Origin of the sequence: Bifidobacterium sp. M0399, from assembly GCF_016100595.1 — a bacterium.
Lineage (GTDB): Bacteria > Actinomycetota > Actinomycetes > Actinomycetales > Bifidobacteriaceae > Bombiscardovia > Bombiscardovia polysaccharolytica.
This window is the reverse complement of sequence record NZ_JACFSD010000002.1, coordinates 273,638-289,717: the sequence shown is the minus strand read 5'-3', so window position 1 is coordinate 289,717 and position 16,080 is coordinate 273,638. Positions and strand designations below refer to the sequence as shown.

Below are 16,080 nucleotides of genomic sequence, written 5' to 3'. Positions count from 1 at the left end.
TCTCCTTTATTCAATCCTTTTACTTCCGCTGTCCCAAGGCGCGTTCTTCGGCCTCGATCTCCTCCAGGCTCTTCCCTCTGGTCTCAGGAATCATGGTGATTGCAAACACCAGGCACCCGATGTTGATAAGGGCGAACAGCAGGTAGGTTCCCGAGCCTCCCAGGCCGCTGAGCAGGAGCGGGAAGATCAGTGACAAGAGGAAGTTGGCCAAATTGAGCGCTATGTTGGCGTATCCCATGCCCTTGCCACGGACGCTGGTGGGGAAGACTTCGGCCATCAAGAGCCATGTCACCGGCGCTACCATGCCCTGCACGAACACCAGATAGATCATCATCATGGCGATCATGACCCAGGAGGCAGCACGGGAACTGCTGGAGGGATCGATAAAGCGGTAGCTGATGCCGATAGCGACCAGGAAAATAATCGTGCCGACCAGGCCGACAGTCAGAATGGTCCGTCGATTGATTTTGTCGATGAAACCCAGGCCGCCTATTGTGGCAGCGATGGCGGAGACCAGAATGACAGGTACGGTGGCCAGTATGGACATGGATGGCGCAAAGCCCAAGGTTTTGGTGAAAATAGTTGGGGCGTAGTAATTGACCATATTCTGCCCGCTGAGCTGATTAATCAAAGCCAGCCCGATGCCAACTATCAGCACCCTCCGCAGCCACGGTGTCGCAAAACTGCTGTCGGAGTTGTTCTGGGCGGCGGTTCGACTGCTGTTCTCAAGGGCCTGGGAAAGTGATTTGAAGGTCTGTTCGGCCTCGGGCAGGTCCCGGGTTTCAGTCAGAAGCTGGATGGCCTGATCCTGCAGACCGTGCCGAATCAGGTAATCGGGGCTGTCCTTGATGACAAAGGCTATCAGCAGGAGCAGGATACCTGGGACGACGGCCGCCCACAGCATGGCCCTCCAGCCGATGCCCATCTGTGTCAGGATGGCGTTGACTGACACAGCCAGGAGCTGTCCGACCACGATCATGACTGAATTGACCGAGACGATGCGTCCCCTATTGGCGGCTCCGGTCATCTCCCCCAGATAAATAGGGACGATGGTCGATGTGAAGCCGATCGCCAGGCCGAGAATGACCCTGCCCAGGCACAGGATGAGAATGCTGGGCGTTACAGCGCAGATTACTGCCCCGGGGATTGCCAGTACTGCTCCGGTCAGGATCATCTTTTTCGGCCCAAGGCGGTTGTTCAGGTTGCCGCCCGCAAAGGCGCCTACCGCTGCGCTCAGCAGCATTGCCGAGGTGATGAGCCCCTGTTCGAAGTCGGTGGGGCGGCCCAGCTGGCCTGATCCTATGTTCATGGTTATCAGTGCGCCGGATAGGGCTGTCAGCGTGTATCCGTACAGCCCCCCTGCGCACAGTCCCAGGCATATCATCAGCCGGGTGTAATGGGTGCGGCGTTTGGATAGCTCAGCGGGGCTCTCGGCTTTAGCCAGCGTTTCAAATGACGACATGGCCATTCCTTTCAGCTGATACTGTCTGGCACGACTCTGTCTCCAGACATTGGTTGTTCTCCAGTTCTAGGCCACAACCTTGCATCCTCCAGGGGTGATCCCGGCAGGTCTGCAAGTATTTATAAGATTCCTAGCCATTTTCTAAGACGGCTTCATTCCGGTTCGACCTCCGCCTTGGGCTGTCGGAGGGCAGGAAGAAGGGCGTGGCATTGCGGGGTACCGGGTCGATATACAAAAAATGCAGGATAGTTATGAAATTACTTGCTCTTATACCTTGGTTGCCAAGAGCGCGGCCGTCGACGGCCATGATTGACCTATGGACCGTTAACCCTAGCGAACTAGGGCAAGCGGTGACGGTTCCCCGCAGGCCTAGTCCATGGCGGACAGCGCGGGGTTTGCATTACCCCAGTTTGAGAGGGTCACGGCGGCTAATAGGAAAGGTGTGAGGAAATGATAGGGACGAGCAAGACTGATAATACAGTCAGGCTGACTGTTGGACAGGCCGTCGTTCGCTTTCTGGAGGTCCAGAAAGTGGAAAGGGATGGGCAGGTATCCACCTTCTTCGGCGGGGCTCTGGGCATTCTGGGCCATGGCAATGTAGCCGGGGTCGGGCAGGCGCTCTTGGAGGAGATCGACCGATTCCGTTTCATCCAGGGGAAGAACGAGCAGGGCATGGCACATATAGCCGTCGGTTACGCCCGCCAGATGAACAGAATGGGAGCCATGGCTGTCACTACCTCGATAGGGCCTGGTGCAGCGAATATGATCACTGCGGCTGGCACTGCGACGGTCAACCGTCTGCCGGTCCTTTTGCTTCCCAGCGACTATTTCTCGACCCGACGGACAGGCTCGGTTCTGCAGCAGGTCGAGAATGAACAGTCCAACGATATTTCCGCCAATGACTCCTTTAAGGCCGTCAGTCGGTACTGGGACCGAATCGACCGGCCCGAGCAGCTGTCGGCCTCCCTGATGAGAGCCATGGAGACTTTGACCAACCCGGCTACCACCGGCGCTGTGACGCTTTGTCTGCCCCAGGATGTGCAGGCCGAAGCCTATGATTTCGACCTCGACCTCTTCCGTGAGCGGATTTGGCGAATCCCCAGGACCAGACCAGACAAGGAATCCCTGGCCCAGGCTGCTGAGGCCATCAAGAGTTCGAAGCGCCCGCTGATCATTGCTGGCGGAGGTGTCGTGTATTCGTCAGCCAGTAAGGTTTTGGCGGAATTCGCCGAAAGGACCGGGATTCCGGTCGGAAGCACCCAGGCAGGCAAGGGCGCCCTGCCCTATGACCATCCGATGAACTCGGGCCCCATGGGTGCTCTGGGACTGCGCTTTGCCAACCGCCTGGCCCACACTGCAGACCTGATCATCGGTGTCGGCACACGCTATACGGATTTCACCTCGGCATCCAACACGATGTTCCAGAATCCCCAGGTGCACTTCATCAATATCAACGTCCTCTCATTCGATGCGCACAAGGAGGCAGCCATTCCGGTCATTGGCGATGCCCGTGAGACGCTGAGCGAGCTGCAGGAGGTTTTGGGCGATTGGCAGGTGGACGAGGATTATCGCCGTGAGGCCGTGGCCAAGGCTGACGAGCAACGGCAGGCTGTAGACCGCATGGTCCAGCATATCCCGGGCACTGAAGGGCTGGGGCAGAAGGAGGTCATCGGCATCGTCAACGAATTCGCCCGTCCCCAGGATGTGGTCGTGAACGCCGCCGGATCCATGCCCAGTGATCTTCAGAAGCTCTGGAAGGCGGGTAGTCCGCTTGGCTACTCGGTCGAATACGGCTATTCCTGCATGGGTTATGAGATTCCTGCAGCCCTGGGTATGCGAATGGCTGATCCGAGCAGGGAGATCTTCTCCTTCATCGGCGATGCCTCCTTCATCATGTACCACCAGGATGTACTGACGGCGATTCAGGAGCGGGAGAAAATCATATTGCTGCTCTTGGATAACGGCGGCTATGGATCGATTCATTCACTGTCCATGCAGGTCGGCTCTCAAGGATTTGAGACCAAGTATTACTACCGGGGAGATAACGGCCGGCAGAATCCTAAGGAACCGCTGCAGGTCGATTTTCCCAAGATTCTTGAAGGGTACGGGGTCAAAACCTATACCGTCGAGGATGCGGACCAACTGCGTCAGGCTTTGCGAAAGGCGCTCGCCAGTGATCAAATCACCGCCATCTATGCAAAGGTGGCACCGGTGGAACGTGATGATGCAGCCGACGCTTACTGGGAGGTGGCCACTCCTGAGGTGGCGCATATCGAATCCTCGATAAAGGCCCATCAGGAATACGAGAGGATCCGCGATTTGCAGCGGAACTATCTATGACCTGCGGATTTCGGGAATGACCAAAATTTGTATTAGCAGTGCTCTGTCCTTAGACCAGGCCGTCGGAACTTTGGTGGCAGGATTACACTGTTGCCATGAGCTCTGAGAAGATGGAAACAGTGATCGATGACCAGGCGCAGAGCGGGGGACCCCAGGCCGAGGCCGCCCGCCAGGTGGAGGAACTGCGTGCCGATGTGGACACCATCGATGCCGCCATTGTCGGCATGCTGGCCGAACGGTTCAGGGTGACCCACCGCATCGGTCTGCTCAAGGCCCAGGCGGGATTCGCCTCAGCTGACCTACGTCGGGAGGCTTCACAGATAGCGGCCTTGCGAGACAAGGCTGAAGATTATGGCCTCGATCCGAATCTGGCTGAGGCTTATCTGCATCTGGTGGCTGACGCTGCTAAACAGGGCCACGAACAGTTGGCCAGTCAGCTAGGTTCGCGCTGAGGGAATCCATAGCACGCTAATGGTCGATGGCGTAGATGAACTACTATGCCATCGACCACTAGATATTAGCGATGACGGAATCGCCTGGTCAGCGAGTGCTGGCTTTAGTCTGATGAGCCGTTTCCTGGTAGTGCTGCCTTGATGCCAGGACCGTCACCGTAACGAACAGACCGACAAGCAGCATGGCGAGAAGGCCTTGGCTGCCGGTCAGGGGCAGAACATCCCTGTAGGAAAAGTCCAGGTTCTCGGTCTGAGAGCTGCCTTGGCCAATGTTCCAGGTGATGTTGACCTTTGTCGAGCCTGACTTGAACGCTGGGGTATAGAAGGTCCAGGTATTCCAGGATCCCCAGGTGTCTGCCGTGCCGTTCCGTGTCAGTTGGAGAACTGCAACGGTATCCGGGTCCGTGCCGACCGTGACCGAGCTGATGGTCAATTGCGGCGGGCAGACCAAGGTGGACGCCTTGACGGATGGGTTGTCGGAATTGGTGCCTAGCTGCCTGCCGCTGTTGTCGCCCCAGGCGTAGGCCTTGCCGTCGGAGTCGATGACCAGGACTTGGCGCTCGCCTGCAGTGATCTGTATGGTGCTGCCGTCTTTGCTCACCAGAACGGGGGATACGCTGATTGATCCGGTGATGGAGACATTGCCCAGGGCGTTTTGACCATTGCTTCCCCAGGTGTATACTTTCCCTTTATCGTCGATTCCCGTGCATAAGTATCCTCCAGCGCTGACCTCGGTGGGTTTGAATCCATCGCTGCCTCCGTCAGGATCGGCCACCAGGGTAGGTATTGCGGCATCGTTGGTGTCTCCGGTGCCCAGGCGTCCGTCGGTGTTCGTACCCCAGGCGTAGGCCTTGCCGTCTCTGCCGATGGCCAAGGAGTGTGAGCCTCCCGCACTGACCTGAGTGGCGAAGAATCCTGTCGATCCGTCTTCGTATTTCTTGGGTGACGACACCGATACGGGGCTGGCTTGTGGGGCTGTGGAATTGTTGCCCAGTCTGCCGTTGTAGCCAAATCCCCAAGCGTAGGTTTGCCCGCTTATGCCGATGATCAGCGAGTGCTGATATCCTGCACTGACCTGTCTGACTTGGAATCCAGGGCTAGTGGCGCTTGCGTTGACAGCTACTGGAGTAGGGACGTTCCCAGTCGTGCTACCGTCGCCCACCTGTCCGCCTCTGCTCCTGTCTCCCCAGGCGTAGACCTGATGATCCTTGCCGATGGCCAGGGAATGATAGCCTCCTGCGCTTACCTGGATGTAGGAGAAGTTGTCCTTGTCGGCAACACTGTCGGGCTTCTTCACTCGGACGGGTGTCTTGCTGCTATCGGTGCTGCCGTTGCCGAGCTGCCCATTGCCGTTGCCTCCCCAGGCGTAGGCGTTGCCGTCACTGCCGAGGGCCAGCGAGAATCCATAACCAGCGCTTACCTGGATGTAGGAGAAGTTGTCCTTGTCGGCAACACTGTCGGGCTTCTTCACTTGAACGGGTGTCTTGCTGCTATCGGTGCTGCCGTTGCCGAGCTGCCCATTGCCGTTGCCTCCCCAGGCGTAGGCGTTGCCGTCGCTGCCGACAGCCAGGGAATGGTTTTTGCCCGTGCTGACCTGGGCGAAACGGATGCCGCGCTGCGAGGGCGGCGTGATGGTGACCTGGTATCCGCCGGTGGATGGACTGATGGTTGGGTTGACAGTCATTGAAGATGAACGCGTCCAGTGTGCGACCAGGGTCAGCGGGCCAGTGACCGGCTTGCCGAAGTCATAGGCCACATCGGAGCTGCCGTCGGATGCTTTGATAAACCAGCCATCGAACAGGAAGCCTGCTTTGGTGACAGTCTGTCGGGGCACCAATTCGCCTTCCTTGATGTCCTTGCTTGTCCATGCAGCCCCGATGCCTCCATCGGGGTCGAGATCTATGCGCTTGTTGGTCGGATCGAAGGTGTAGTCGAACTGCTGTGTTTGCGTTGAGTCCCCGGCATCGCCGGCAATGTTCCATGTGATGGTGAAACTGGACGGGCCGTACGGGTACGCTGGCGTCACGAAGGTCCAATCCCGGTTTTTATCCCAGGTGTCTTTGCTTGTCTGGGTCAGGTTCGTGGCTGGCTTGGTGCTGCTGGCCATGGTGCCGAAGGTCACCTTGGTCAGGGTGATTTGTGGTGGCTGTGTGGTGCCGGGCGTTGATGCCGATATGTTCTGCCCCAGCTGGTTGTAGTAGTTGTATCCCCAGGTGTAGAGCAATCCGTCAGATCCGATGGCTGTCTGGTGATGGCCGGAGGTGGCTACCGCGCAGGCCTTCACCGATTGGGCCAGAGTGATGGCTTTCGGATTGGTCTGCCATGCATCGTTATTGCCGTTGCCTAGCTGGCCGTAACTCTGATTGCCCCAGGTGTAGATTCTTCCGTTGGTGTCTATGGCTTCGGATCCATCGTCGCCTGCACTGATGGCGGTGATGTTGACAACGTCGTCTCCGAAGCTGATCTTAGTGGATCCTTTCGTGCTGACATTGGTATCAGTCGAGGAGCCGATGGCGGTGCCGGAGCCCCACCCATAGACGTTATGGTCCGTATCCAGCGCCAGCACATGCTGATAGCCCGCGCTGATGGCGATATAGAACCGGGTATCAGGCTGTCCGGTGCCCAGGTCTTGGACACGTTTTGGCGTCGGATTGTTATCGATGGTGCCGTTGCCGAGCTGTCCCTTTTCGTTCTTGCCCCAGGCCCAGGCGTGGCCTTGGCTGTCCAGGGCAGTACCTGTAGTGAACCCTGCGCTGATGGCGGTGATGCCGGACAGCGCCGTGACCTTGGCAGGGGAGGCATGGCTGTTCTTGTCTGAGCTGCCGTTGCCGAGCTGGCCGACATCGTTGTTGCCCCAGGTGTAGACCGTGCCGTCCGAGGCCAGGGCCATGGCGTATGACCGTCCTGCGCTGATGGCGGTGATTTTGGCATTGCCTGTCTGTGCCTTTACTGGTTCGGCGGAGTAGGCTCCTGTGGTGCCGTTGCCGAGCTGTCCCTTGCTGTTGCTGCCCCAGGTGTAGACGGTGCCGTCCGATGCCAGGGCCATGGAGTAAGCGTCGCCGGCGCTGACGGCTATGAAGATCTTTCCTTTTATGGCGTCATTTTCGGTGATCCGTACTGGTGTAGTCGCCGTGCCTGAGGTTTTGTCGTTCCCCAGACTCCCGCTGGCCTGATTTCCCCAAGCGTATACGTGTCCGTCCGAACCTACAGCCAGGGTGTGGTAGCGCCCGGCGCTGGCCTGCGCGAACCTCACTGCCCTGGGTTTGGGAGGAGTCAGAGTAATCGTGGAGCCACCGGTGTCATCGCCATGGAGGGCGTTCGACGTTTTCCATTTGGTGTCTGGCGACGACCAATGGGCTTTCAGATTCAGCGGTCCGGTGACCGGGTTGCTGAAGTCGTAAGCCACATTGGAGCTGCCGTCGGCCGCTTTGACGAACCAGCCGTCGAACAGGAAACCTGCCTTGGTAACGCTGGGAGGTGAAGCCTGCTTGCCTGATGTGACGGACTGGTCCGAGACCGATGAACCCCCGTCCGAATCAAAGGTGACCTTTTGAGCAGTGGGTGTGAATGTATAGTCGGCGATGGCCTGGCCTTGTTGCGCTGCGCCGCCAATGGCCCATTCATTGATTTTGATCTTGGTGGTTCCGTAGGTGTGGTGCGGGGTAGTGACCGTCCATGGGGTATTCGTACTCCAAGTGTCGTCACCTGCTGAAGTTCGGTTGATTGGGCTGCCGCTGTCGGTCTTGGCAACATCAGTCTTGCCAAAGGTCACCTTGGCCAGATCTATCTGGGGTGGGCTGACCGCTGCAGGCTTGGTCTGTGAGCCGCTTTGAGGTCCGCTGCTGCCCTGTCCCAGCTTGCCGCTTTTCGCTTCCCCCCAGCTGTAGGGGAGCCCGTCCGAGCCGATGGCCAGACTGTGCCGGCAGACATCGAATGCGGCGACTGTGACGCCTGTCAGGCTCACCTCGGTCATGGTTGATTTAGGATTTGTGGTTCCGTCGCCCAGCTGGCCGCTGGAATTGCTGCCGAACATGTACAGGCTGCCCGCAGAGTCGACCATCGCAGAGGAGGAGTCCCCGGCGCTGACTGAAACAGGCGTCGCCGCTCCCGTGTCCAAGCTTACCAGACTGGGATAGAAGGAGTGAACGCTGTCGGCATTGGGGTCATTTCCTTTGATCAGGGGATAACCCCAGTAATATACCTTGCCTGAATTGCTCAGTGCCAGGACGTGCAGGTACCCTGCATCGATGTCGGTGTAGACAGTGCTGTCTGGGTTGCCGGTTGAGTCGCCGTAAATGCGCGATGGAGTGTAGACATTGGAACCACTGCTGGTGCCGTCCATGGTGCCGATGCTGAGCTGGCCGCCCTGGTTGCGTCCCCAGGCGTAGGCATGTCCTTGGCTGTCCAGCGCCGTTTGAAAATCGTATCCGGCGCTGATGGTGGTGAAGGTGACGCCGGATGAAGAGACCGCTGCTGGTGAAGCGTTGACTTTGACACCCGTGTGCCCGTTGCCGAGCTGGCCGTATTCGTTGTCTCCCCATGTGTAGATCGTCCCGTCCGAGGACAGGGCCATGGCATGCCAGTATCCGGCGCTGATGGCGGTGATGGTGACGTTGAGATTCGCCTTTACCGGTACTGAGGAATCGGGATCCGTGGTGGAACCGTTGCCGAGTTCGCCGCGACTGTTGTCGCCCCAGGTGTAGACGGTGCCGTCCGAGGCTAGGGCCATGGAGAATGTGGTTCCCGCGCTGACGGATATGAAGGTCTTTCCCTTGATGGCCTCGTTTTCGGTAATCCGCACTGGCGTGTTTTTGTTGATTGTGGTTCCATCGCCAAGCTCGCCCTTGCTGTTGTCGCCCCAGGCATAAACGTGGCCATCCGAGCCTACGGCGAGGGTGTGGTCGTGGCCGGCGCTGACCTGTGCGAATCTGACCCCTCTGGGCTTGGGGGGAGTCAGAGTGATTGAAGAGCCCCCTGTGTCGTTGCCGCTGGCGTTGGCTGTCGTCCACTGGGAGTCTTTGACTGATGACCAATGGGCTATCAGCGACTTCGCGCTGGTGCTGGTGACCGGCTTGCCGAAATCGTAGGCCACATTGGAGCTGTCGTCGGCTGCTTTGACGAACCATCCGTCAAACAGGTAGCCTGTCTTGGTGACGGCAGGAGGAGATGCCAGATGACCTGAGGCTACTGTCTGGCTCAAGGCCGGCGAGCCGGACGTCAGCGAGCCCCCATCCGAATCAAAGGTGAGGGTATATGAGGATGAATCCCTGGGCTGGGGCGACTTGTCAGTCTTTTGCTTATTGAATGGTTGGATGGACTTGAACGGCGAGGGATTATTGTTGGCCAGCGGCGATGGTGATGCGGTCGGCATCATAGCCCGTGCCTGCTCACCTGTTTTGAGCAATGAGTTCGCGCTGCTGCTGCCTGCTGTAGGTGTAGGCGCCATGTCGTCGGTGTTTGCGTATGCTCCGGTTGAAGCTACGACCAGCGCCAGTCCAATCATAGCCGTTAAGGTCAACAGTCTACGGGTGCTATGAGCATTCCCCATTTAATCTTCCTCCCCAAGCGTGCTGACTTCCCAGGTCATAGTCCCCATAACTGCGTCGACGCACACCATGTAAAATCCCTCTACTAACTCCACTTTAGCATTACAATCTTCGCAAGGTGCAGAGTGTTGTGATCAAGCTGTTCCACAGGCAAATTCGGTCTGAGCAGCTCGTAACAGGCATGCTTTCGATTGCAAAACTGCGTGAATGCTGATTGGTACTGCTTTTGCATGGGTGACGATTGTTCGTCCGGCCTTCAGGCTGTAACGCTAGTTGCACTGTAACGGCCTTGTTACGAGTGCAAACCGATGGCAACCGGGGTGGTGCCTATGGCCGAACCGCCTCGGTTACCATCGGGAATGAAACCTACTTACGAGGCTTCTTGGCCGGAGGCTCGCCCAGCTGGCTGGTGGTTACCCGGATGCCCGCTTCATCCTCGCCGGCACCCTTGGCCTCGGGCTGGTCGGTCTCCTCGACCAGATCCAGATCTCCGGTGACCCTGCCCGCTTCGGCTATGTCGTCCAAGGCGGCCTTCACGGCTTCCAGGCCCTCCGGCGCCACGCTCAAGGAGGCGGAGAGGATGGGGGTCTTCATGGAGACCTTGGCCTCGGACTTGATTCGCCGCAGTGCGGCCAAGGCCGTGCCTGCCCAGGCCAAAAGATCCGGATCCTGGCCCTGGGCAGCTGCACGGTAGGATTCTGAACGTGGCCAGGAGGCCCTGTGAACCGATCCGTCCCCTTGATGCATCCACTGCCAAGCCTCCTCGGTGGCGAAGGGCAGGAAGGGAGCCAGGAGACGATCGAGAGCGTCCAGGACCAGTCCCAGGGTTGTGCGGGCGCTCAGCACCTGTGCTTCGTCAGGGGTCCTGCCGGTGGCATCCGCGGTCCCGTAGGCCCGGTTCTTGGCCAGCTCGATGTAGTTGTCGCAGAAGTCCCAGAAGAAGGATTCGGTCACCTCCAATGCCTTGGAGTGCTCGTAGGATTCCAGGGCCTTGGTGGCCTGGTCGATCACCTGGGCAAGGCCGGCCAGGACCGCGCGATCCAGCGGGACCGTCACATCAGCCGGGTCCCAAGTGGCCTCCGCTGCCTGAGTGACCTTATGGTTCTCATCCTCACGTCCGATGGCCAGGGCGAACTTGACGGCGTTGAGGAGTTTGACGGCCAGGCGGCGGCCGATCTTCATCTGTCCTTCATCGTAGGTGGCATCCAGGCCCAGCCGGGCGCAGGATGCCCAGTAGCGCACAGCGTCAGCGCCATACTTCTTGATGGGTTCGTCGGGTACCACCACATTGCCCTTGGACTTGCTCATCTTCTTGTGGTCCGGGTCCAGAATCCACCCCGACAGGGTGGTGTCGCTCCAGGGCAGGCAGCCGTTCTCCAGATGGGCGCGGTCCATGGAGCTGAAGAGCCAGGTGCGGATGATGTCCTGGCCCTGCGGGCGCAGGTCCATGGGGAAGGTCGCCTTGAAGAGGGCCTGGTCCTGTTCGCCCGGCTCGGCCCAGTGGGTCACGATCTGAGGCGTCAGGGAGCTGGTGGCCCAGGTGTCCATGATGTCTTTCTCGGCCGTGAAGCCGCCAGGCTGGTCGCGCTGGGACTCCTCGAAGCCCTCAGGCACATCGCTGCTGGGGTCGATGGGGAGCCTGTCCTCGGCCGGGGTGATGGGATGGGCGTAGTCGGTCTCGCCGTTTTCCTTGACCGGGTACCAGAGGGGGAAGGGGACTCCGAAGAAGCGCTGGCGGGAGATCAGCCAGTCGCCGTTAAGTCCCTCGACCCAGTTGTTGTAGCGTACCCGCATGAAGTCCGGATGGAAGTTGAGCTCCTTGCCACGTTCCAGCAGCTCCTTGTTGAGTTTTTGGTCGGTGCCGCCATTGCGCAGGTACCACTGGCGGGAGGTGACGATCTCCAGGGGTTTGTCGCCCTTCTCGTAGAAGTTGGTCATGCGCTTGGTGGGCTTGGGTTCGCCGTCCAGGTCGCCGGACTCGCGCAGGGCATCCACGATGATCTTGCGGGCTGAGAAGGTGGTCTTGCCTTCGGTCTGCTCGAAGATTCGCCGTCCGCCTTCATCGGTGATCCAGTCCGGCACATCCATGACGATTCGTCCATTGCGCTGGATGATGGACCTGGTGGGCAGGTTCAGATCCCGCCACCACTGCACGTCGGTCACGTCGCCGAAGGTGCAACACATGGCAATGCCGGCGCCCTTGTCCATCTCTGCGGCGGGGTGGGCCAGGATGGGCACCTCCACTTTAAACAGGGGAGAGTAGACCTTCTGCCCGAAGTACTTCTGGTAGCGCTTGTCGTCCGGATGGGCGATCAGGGCGCCGCAGGCCGCCAGCAGCTCAGGCCTGGTGGTCTCGATGTAAATTGGCGTGCCGTCCGCAAACCGGAAGGCCACACGGTGATAGAAGCCGTCATATTCGCGCGACTCCAGCTCGGCCTGTGCCACGGCGGTCTGGAAGGTCACGTCCCAGAGCCCGGGGGCCTCTTTCTGGTAAGCCTCGCCCCGGGCCAGATTCCGCAGGAAAGCCTTCTGTGCCACCCGGCGGGGATGCTCGCCGATGGTGTGGTAGGTCTGCGACCAGTCCACCGACAAGCCCAGCGATCGCCAGAGCTGCTCGAAGAGCTTCTCGTCCTCGGCGGTCAGTTCCTCGCATAGTTCGATGAAGTTCTGCCGGGAGACGGGCACCTGGTCCTTGGCGCTGATCTTCTTGCCCTTGGTCCCGTGGAAGGGGGGCTTGAAGTCCGGATCGTACTTGAGCGAGGTGTCCACGCGGACCCCGTAATAGTTCTGGACCCGCCGCTCGGTGGGCAGACCGTTGTCGTCCCAGCCCATGGGGTAGAAGACGTCGTAGCCCTGCATCCGCTTGAACCGGGCGATCACGTCGGTATGGGTGTACGAGAAGACGTGTCCCACATGCAGATGCCCCGAGACCGTGGGCGGCGGGGTGTCGATGGAGTAGACACCGGAGCGCTCGCGGGTGTTGCGGAAGCGGTAGACGCCGGACTCATCCCAGTCGCGGCACCACTTTTCCTCCAGGCCATCCACGCCCACCCTGTCGGGCAGGGGGGTCAGATGGGCATTGACGATTCCTTGGTTTTCAGCAGACATACCAGCATTTTATGGACGAACAGTGACAAGGGGCACCGGCCTTTTCACCCCTGGATGCGCAGGTTCCACAGGGGCAGGTAGCGGTCCACCAGAGAGCTGGGCATGCCCTGCAGGCGGGGGGCGGTGAGGACCAGGGGCGTACGCTGATACAGCCAGTCGCTGGGGGAGAGGTCGCTGACCTGTCGGGCAAAGTCCTTCAGTCGCTCGGCATAGGTGTTCTGGTCGGTGCAGTCCGTCACCTGCTTCCAGGAATTCTGAATATCGACGTTGTCGAAGTGCATGGTGGATTCGGGGTCGGCGAAGCGGTCGATTTCATCATTGTCCATGACCAGCAGGGTCATGTCATAGTCGTGGCGGTTGAGCACCTGGTCGCGGAATGCAGCCTGGTCCACCATGGAGACCTGGCTGGGGATGCCCACCGCCTTCAGCTGCGTGCTGATTAGATCGCCCGCTTGGCTGCCGAATTCCTGGGGGTAGACCAGGCGCAGACCGCCGTGATAGTAGGACGGGGCGTAGTAGGAGTTTCGACGGGCCGCCTGGATGCGGTCGAAGGGGAAAGCCTGCAGACCGGGATCATAGCCGGGGCTCAACGGGTTGAGCGGCCCGCCCAATACTTTGGCTCCGCCGCCTTCCAGGTCGGCCAGCGCCTGGCGGTCCACGGCATAGCGGACGGCCTCGCGCACATGCTGGTCGGATAGCAGGCTGGATGCCTCGTTGTTGAAGGCCAGGACCACATTGTTTGTGCTGGGCGTGGCAGTCGGCGCCTTGCCGGCCTGTTTGGCGGTGGCGGGATCCATGTCCACTACAGCGTCCAGGCGTCCCTGGTCCAGATTCTTGATGGTCTCTTGCGGGCTGCCGGTATAGCTGAAGATCACCTTGTGGATGGTGGCCTTGTCCGGGCCTTGGTAGGACTTGCTGGCGGTCAGGGTCAGGCTGGTACCCGGCTGCCAGTCATCCACCTGGTAGGGGCCTGAGCCAGCTGATCGAGTGGAATAGTTGACCCGGGCCCGGCGGTCGTAGACTATGCCCGCCCGACCGCTCAGTGCGGTCAGCAGCCTGGCGTTCGGGCTCTTCAGGCCGATTACCAGTGTGGCATCATCGGGGTTGGTGACCCTGGCCAGTCCGTCTAGGTCCCGATGGCCCTGGTACTGGTGGTCGATGATCTGCTGCAGGGACCAGAGGGCATCCTCCGAGGTCAGGCGGCGTCCGTCGGCGAAGTGGGCGTCATTGCGCAGATGAAAGGTGTAGAGCAGCCCGTTTGCGGAGACCTCCCAGTTCTGGGCCAGGCCGGGCGTCGGCCGGCCTTTGGCGTCGGGCCTGGTCAGAGTCTGGTAGACGTTGCCCATCAAGGCCTGGTCTGTGGCGAATCCGGGTTCGGTGCGGATGTCAAGGGAGACGGGGGCCTGGCGGGCTCGAATGCGCACGATCTGGTCCGAGCTCCCCTGGGCCCAGGGCAGCTGCCAGCTTCCCTGACCTGTCACCAGCGGCCAGGCTATATAGGTGCCCGCAGTCAGGACCGCCAGTACCAGAAGAAAGATGATCCCGGATCTGATTTGTGTGTGTCTGCCGCGTGCCATGGTTTTGATCCTATCGAGAGGCCGGTCCGGCCAGGAGTTCGGCACTGGGACATGTTTCGGCCAAGGGGCAGTGGAGGCAGTCTGGCTTGCGGGCGTGGCAGGTGGCTCGGCCGTGGAGGATCAGCCTGTGCGACAGATTGGTCCAGTCCTCGGGCGGGAAACAGTCGCAGATCTCATGTTCGATCTTCACTGGATCGGGGTGGGTGCTGCGCCAGTCGGTCCGCCAGCGCAGACGGCCGGTGACCCGGGTGACGTGGGTGTCCACCGGGAATCCAGGGATGTTGAAGGCATTGCCGAGGACTACATTGGCGGTCTTGCGTCCCACGCCGGGCAGACTGGTCAGTTCCTCCATGGTCTGGGGGACCTTGCCGTTGTAGTCTTCGGTCAGCATCTGAGAGAGCCCCAGCAGGTGGCGGGCCTTGGCGTGGTAGAAGCCCACCGGGTGGATTATGGCCTCCAGTTCGTTCGGCTGGGCCTGGGCCATGGCTGCGGGATCGGGGTAGCGCTCGAAGAGTTCAGGGGTCACCGAGTTTACCCGCTTATCGGTGGTTTGGGCGCTCAGGACAGTGGCCACCAGCAGTTCGAAGGGGTTGTGAAAGTGCAGGGCGCAGACCGCCTCGGGAAAGACCTGGCAGAGGATGCGGTACTCCTCGTGCATGCGGGCCAGGCGGTGGGCCTTGCTTTCCCTGCCTTGGGGACGCTTTCGATTTGATGATGCATCAGTCACTATGATCGGTTTTCTTCTTCTTGGAGTCCTGGGATTGTTCTGACTGGTTGTCCTCTTGTTCGGCTGGATCTGGGTTGGCCCCGACATCCGGCTCGGGCTTGGGGGCTGAGGTCGTCCGTGCTGACGAGGGCGGGTCGAACCGGTAGCCCACATTGCGGACCGTGCCGATCAGGTGCTCGTACTCGCTGCCCAGCTTGGCCCTGAGCCGCCGCACATGCACATCAACCGTCCTGGTGCCGCCGTAGTAGTCATAGCCCCAGACCTCCTGGAGGAGCTGTGCCCTGGTGAAGACCCTGCCGGGATGCTGAACCAGGTATTTGAGCAGCTCGAACTCCTTGTAGGCCAGGTTGATGGGACGACCGTGGATTCGGGCTGTGTAGCTTTCGGTGTCCACAACCAGATCGCCCGAGCGGACCTGACCAGTGGGCACCTGGTCCTCAGCCTCTTCGGGCTGAGCATCCGGCTTGCGTATCGGGGTCACGCGTTGGCAGACCAGACGCAGCCGGGCTTCGACCTCTGCGGGGGATGCGGACTGAATGATGACGTCGGCCACGCCCCAGCTGGCATTGACCACGGTGAAGCCGCCCTCGCTCAGAACCAGGATGATGGGCGTGGACAGACCTGAGGCCCGGGTCAGGTTGCAGAGGGTCTTGGCCTCGGCCAGGTCGTCGCTGGCATCGATCAGCAGCACTGTGTCCTCGGGCATTCTTACCAGGGAGGCGGCGTCCAAAGGCAGAACGCGCACCCGATGGGAGAGCAGGGCCAAGGCTGGCAGAACCGATGCCGGGTCCTCGGCGCAGGTCATCAAGGTCAGATCCGTCACGGGGGTACCTTCTTCCCTGTCCGTTCGTCCATAGAGGGGTGGATT

General features: G+C 60.1%; 8 protein-coding genes. 2 read left to right on the top strand and 6 right to left on the bottom strand.

Going from position 1 to position 16,080, the window contains the following annotated elements; translation table 11 throughout:
• Positions 1–19: 19 nt before the first annotated feature.
• A complete protein-coding gene (locus tag H3V09_RS05825) occupies positions 20–1,462 on the bottom strand; it encodes a sugar porter family MFS transporter (RefSeq protein WP_198191297.1) in 1,443 nt (480 codons plus the stop codon).
• A gap of 450 nt (positions 1,463–1,912) precedes the next feature.
• On the opposite strand from H3V09_RS05825, the gene iolD reads away from it, so the two are divergent.
• Positions 1,913–3,802, top strand: coding sequence for a 3D-(3,5/4)-trihydroxycyclohexane-1,2-dione acylhydrolase (decyclizing) (gene iolD, locus H3V09_RS05820; RefSeq protein ID WP_198191298.1), 1,890 nt, complete (start codon positions 1,913–1,915; stop codon positions 3,800–3,802).
• Between the two features lie 95 nt (positions 3,803–3,897).
• The gene (locus H3V09_RS05815) at positions 3,898–4,254 is read left to right on the top strand and encodes a chorismate mutase (RefSeq protein ID WP_198191299.1); all 357 of its coding nucleotides are present in this window, start codon (positions 3,898–3,900) and stop codon (positions 4,252–4,254) included.
• Between the two features lie 88 nt (positions 4,255–4,342).
• Here H3V09_RS05815 and H3V09_RS05810 read toward each other — a convergent pair whose 3' ends face one another.
• The 5 genes from H3V09_RS05810 to H3V09_RS05790 form a co-directional block, all read right to left on the bottom strand.
• On the bottom strand, positions 4,343–9,802 hold the full coding sequence (locus H3V09_RS05810) for an RCC1 domain-containing protein (protein WP_198199040.1): 5,460 nt from the start codon (positions 9,800–9,802) through the stop codon (positions 4,343–4,345).
• Between the two features lie 364 nt (positions 9,803–10,166).
• Positions 10,167–12,908: a valine--tRNA ligase gene (valS, locus tag H3V09_RS05805; RefSeq protein WP_198191301.1), complete on the bottom strand. Its 2,742-nt coding sequence runs from the start codon at positions 12,906–12,908 to the stop codon at positions 10,167–10,169.
• Positions 12,909–12,952: 44 nt separating this feature from the next.
• Positions 12,953–14,485 (bottom strand): ABC transporter substrate-binding protein, encoded by a 1,533-nt coding sequence (locus H3V09_RS05800; RefSeq protein ID WP_198191302.1) that lies wholly within the window; start codon positions 14,483–14,485, stop codon positions 12,953–12,955.
• Positions 14,486–14,495: 10 nt separating this feature from the next.
• The gene (gene nth, locus H3V09_RS05795) at positions 14,496–15,143 is read right to left on the bottom strand and encodes an endonuclease III (RefSeq protein ID WP_144178516.1); all 648 of its coding nucleotides are present in this window, start codon (positions 15,141–15,143) and stop codon (positions 14,496–14,498) included.
• Positions 15,144–15,204: 61 nt separating this feature from the next.
• On the bottom strand, positions 15,205–16,035 hold the full coding sequence (locus tag H3V09_RS05790; RefSeq protein ID WP_198191303.1) for a winged helix-turn-helix transcriptional regulator: 831 nt from the start codon (positions 16,033–16,035) through the stop codon (positions 15,205–15,207).
• Between the last annotated feature and the right edge of the window lie 45 nt (positions 16,036–16,080).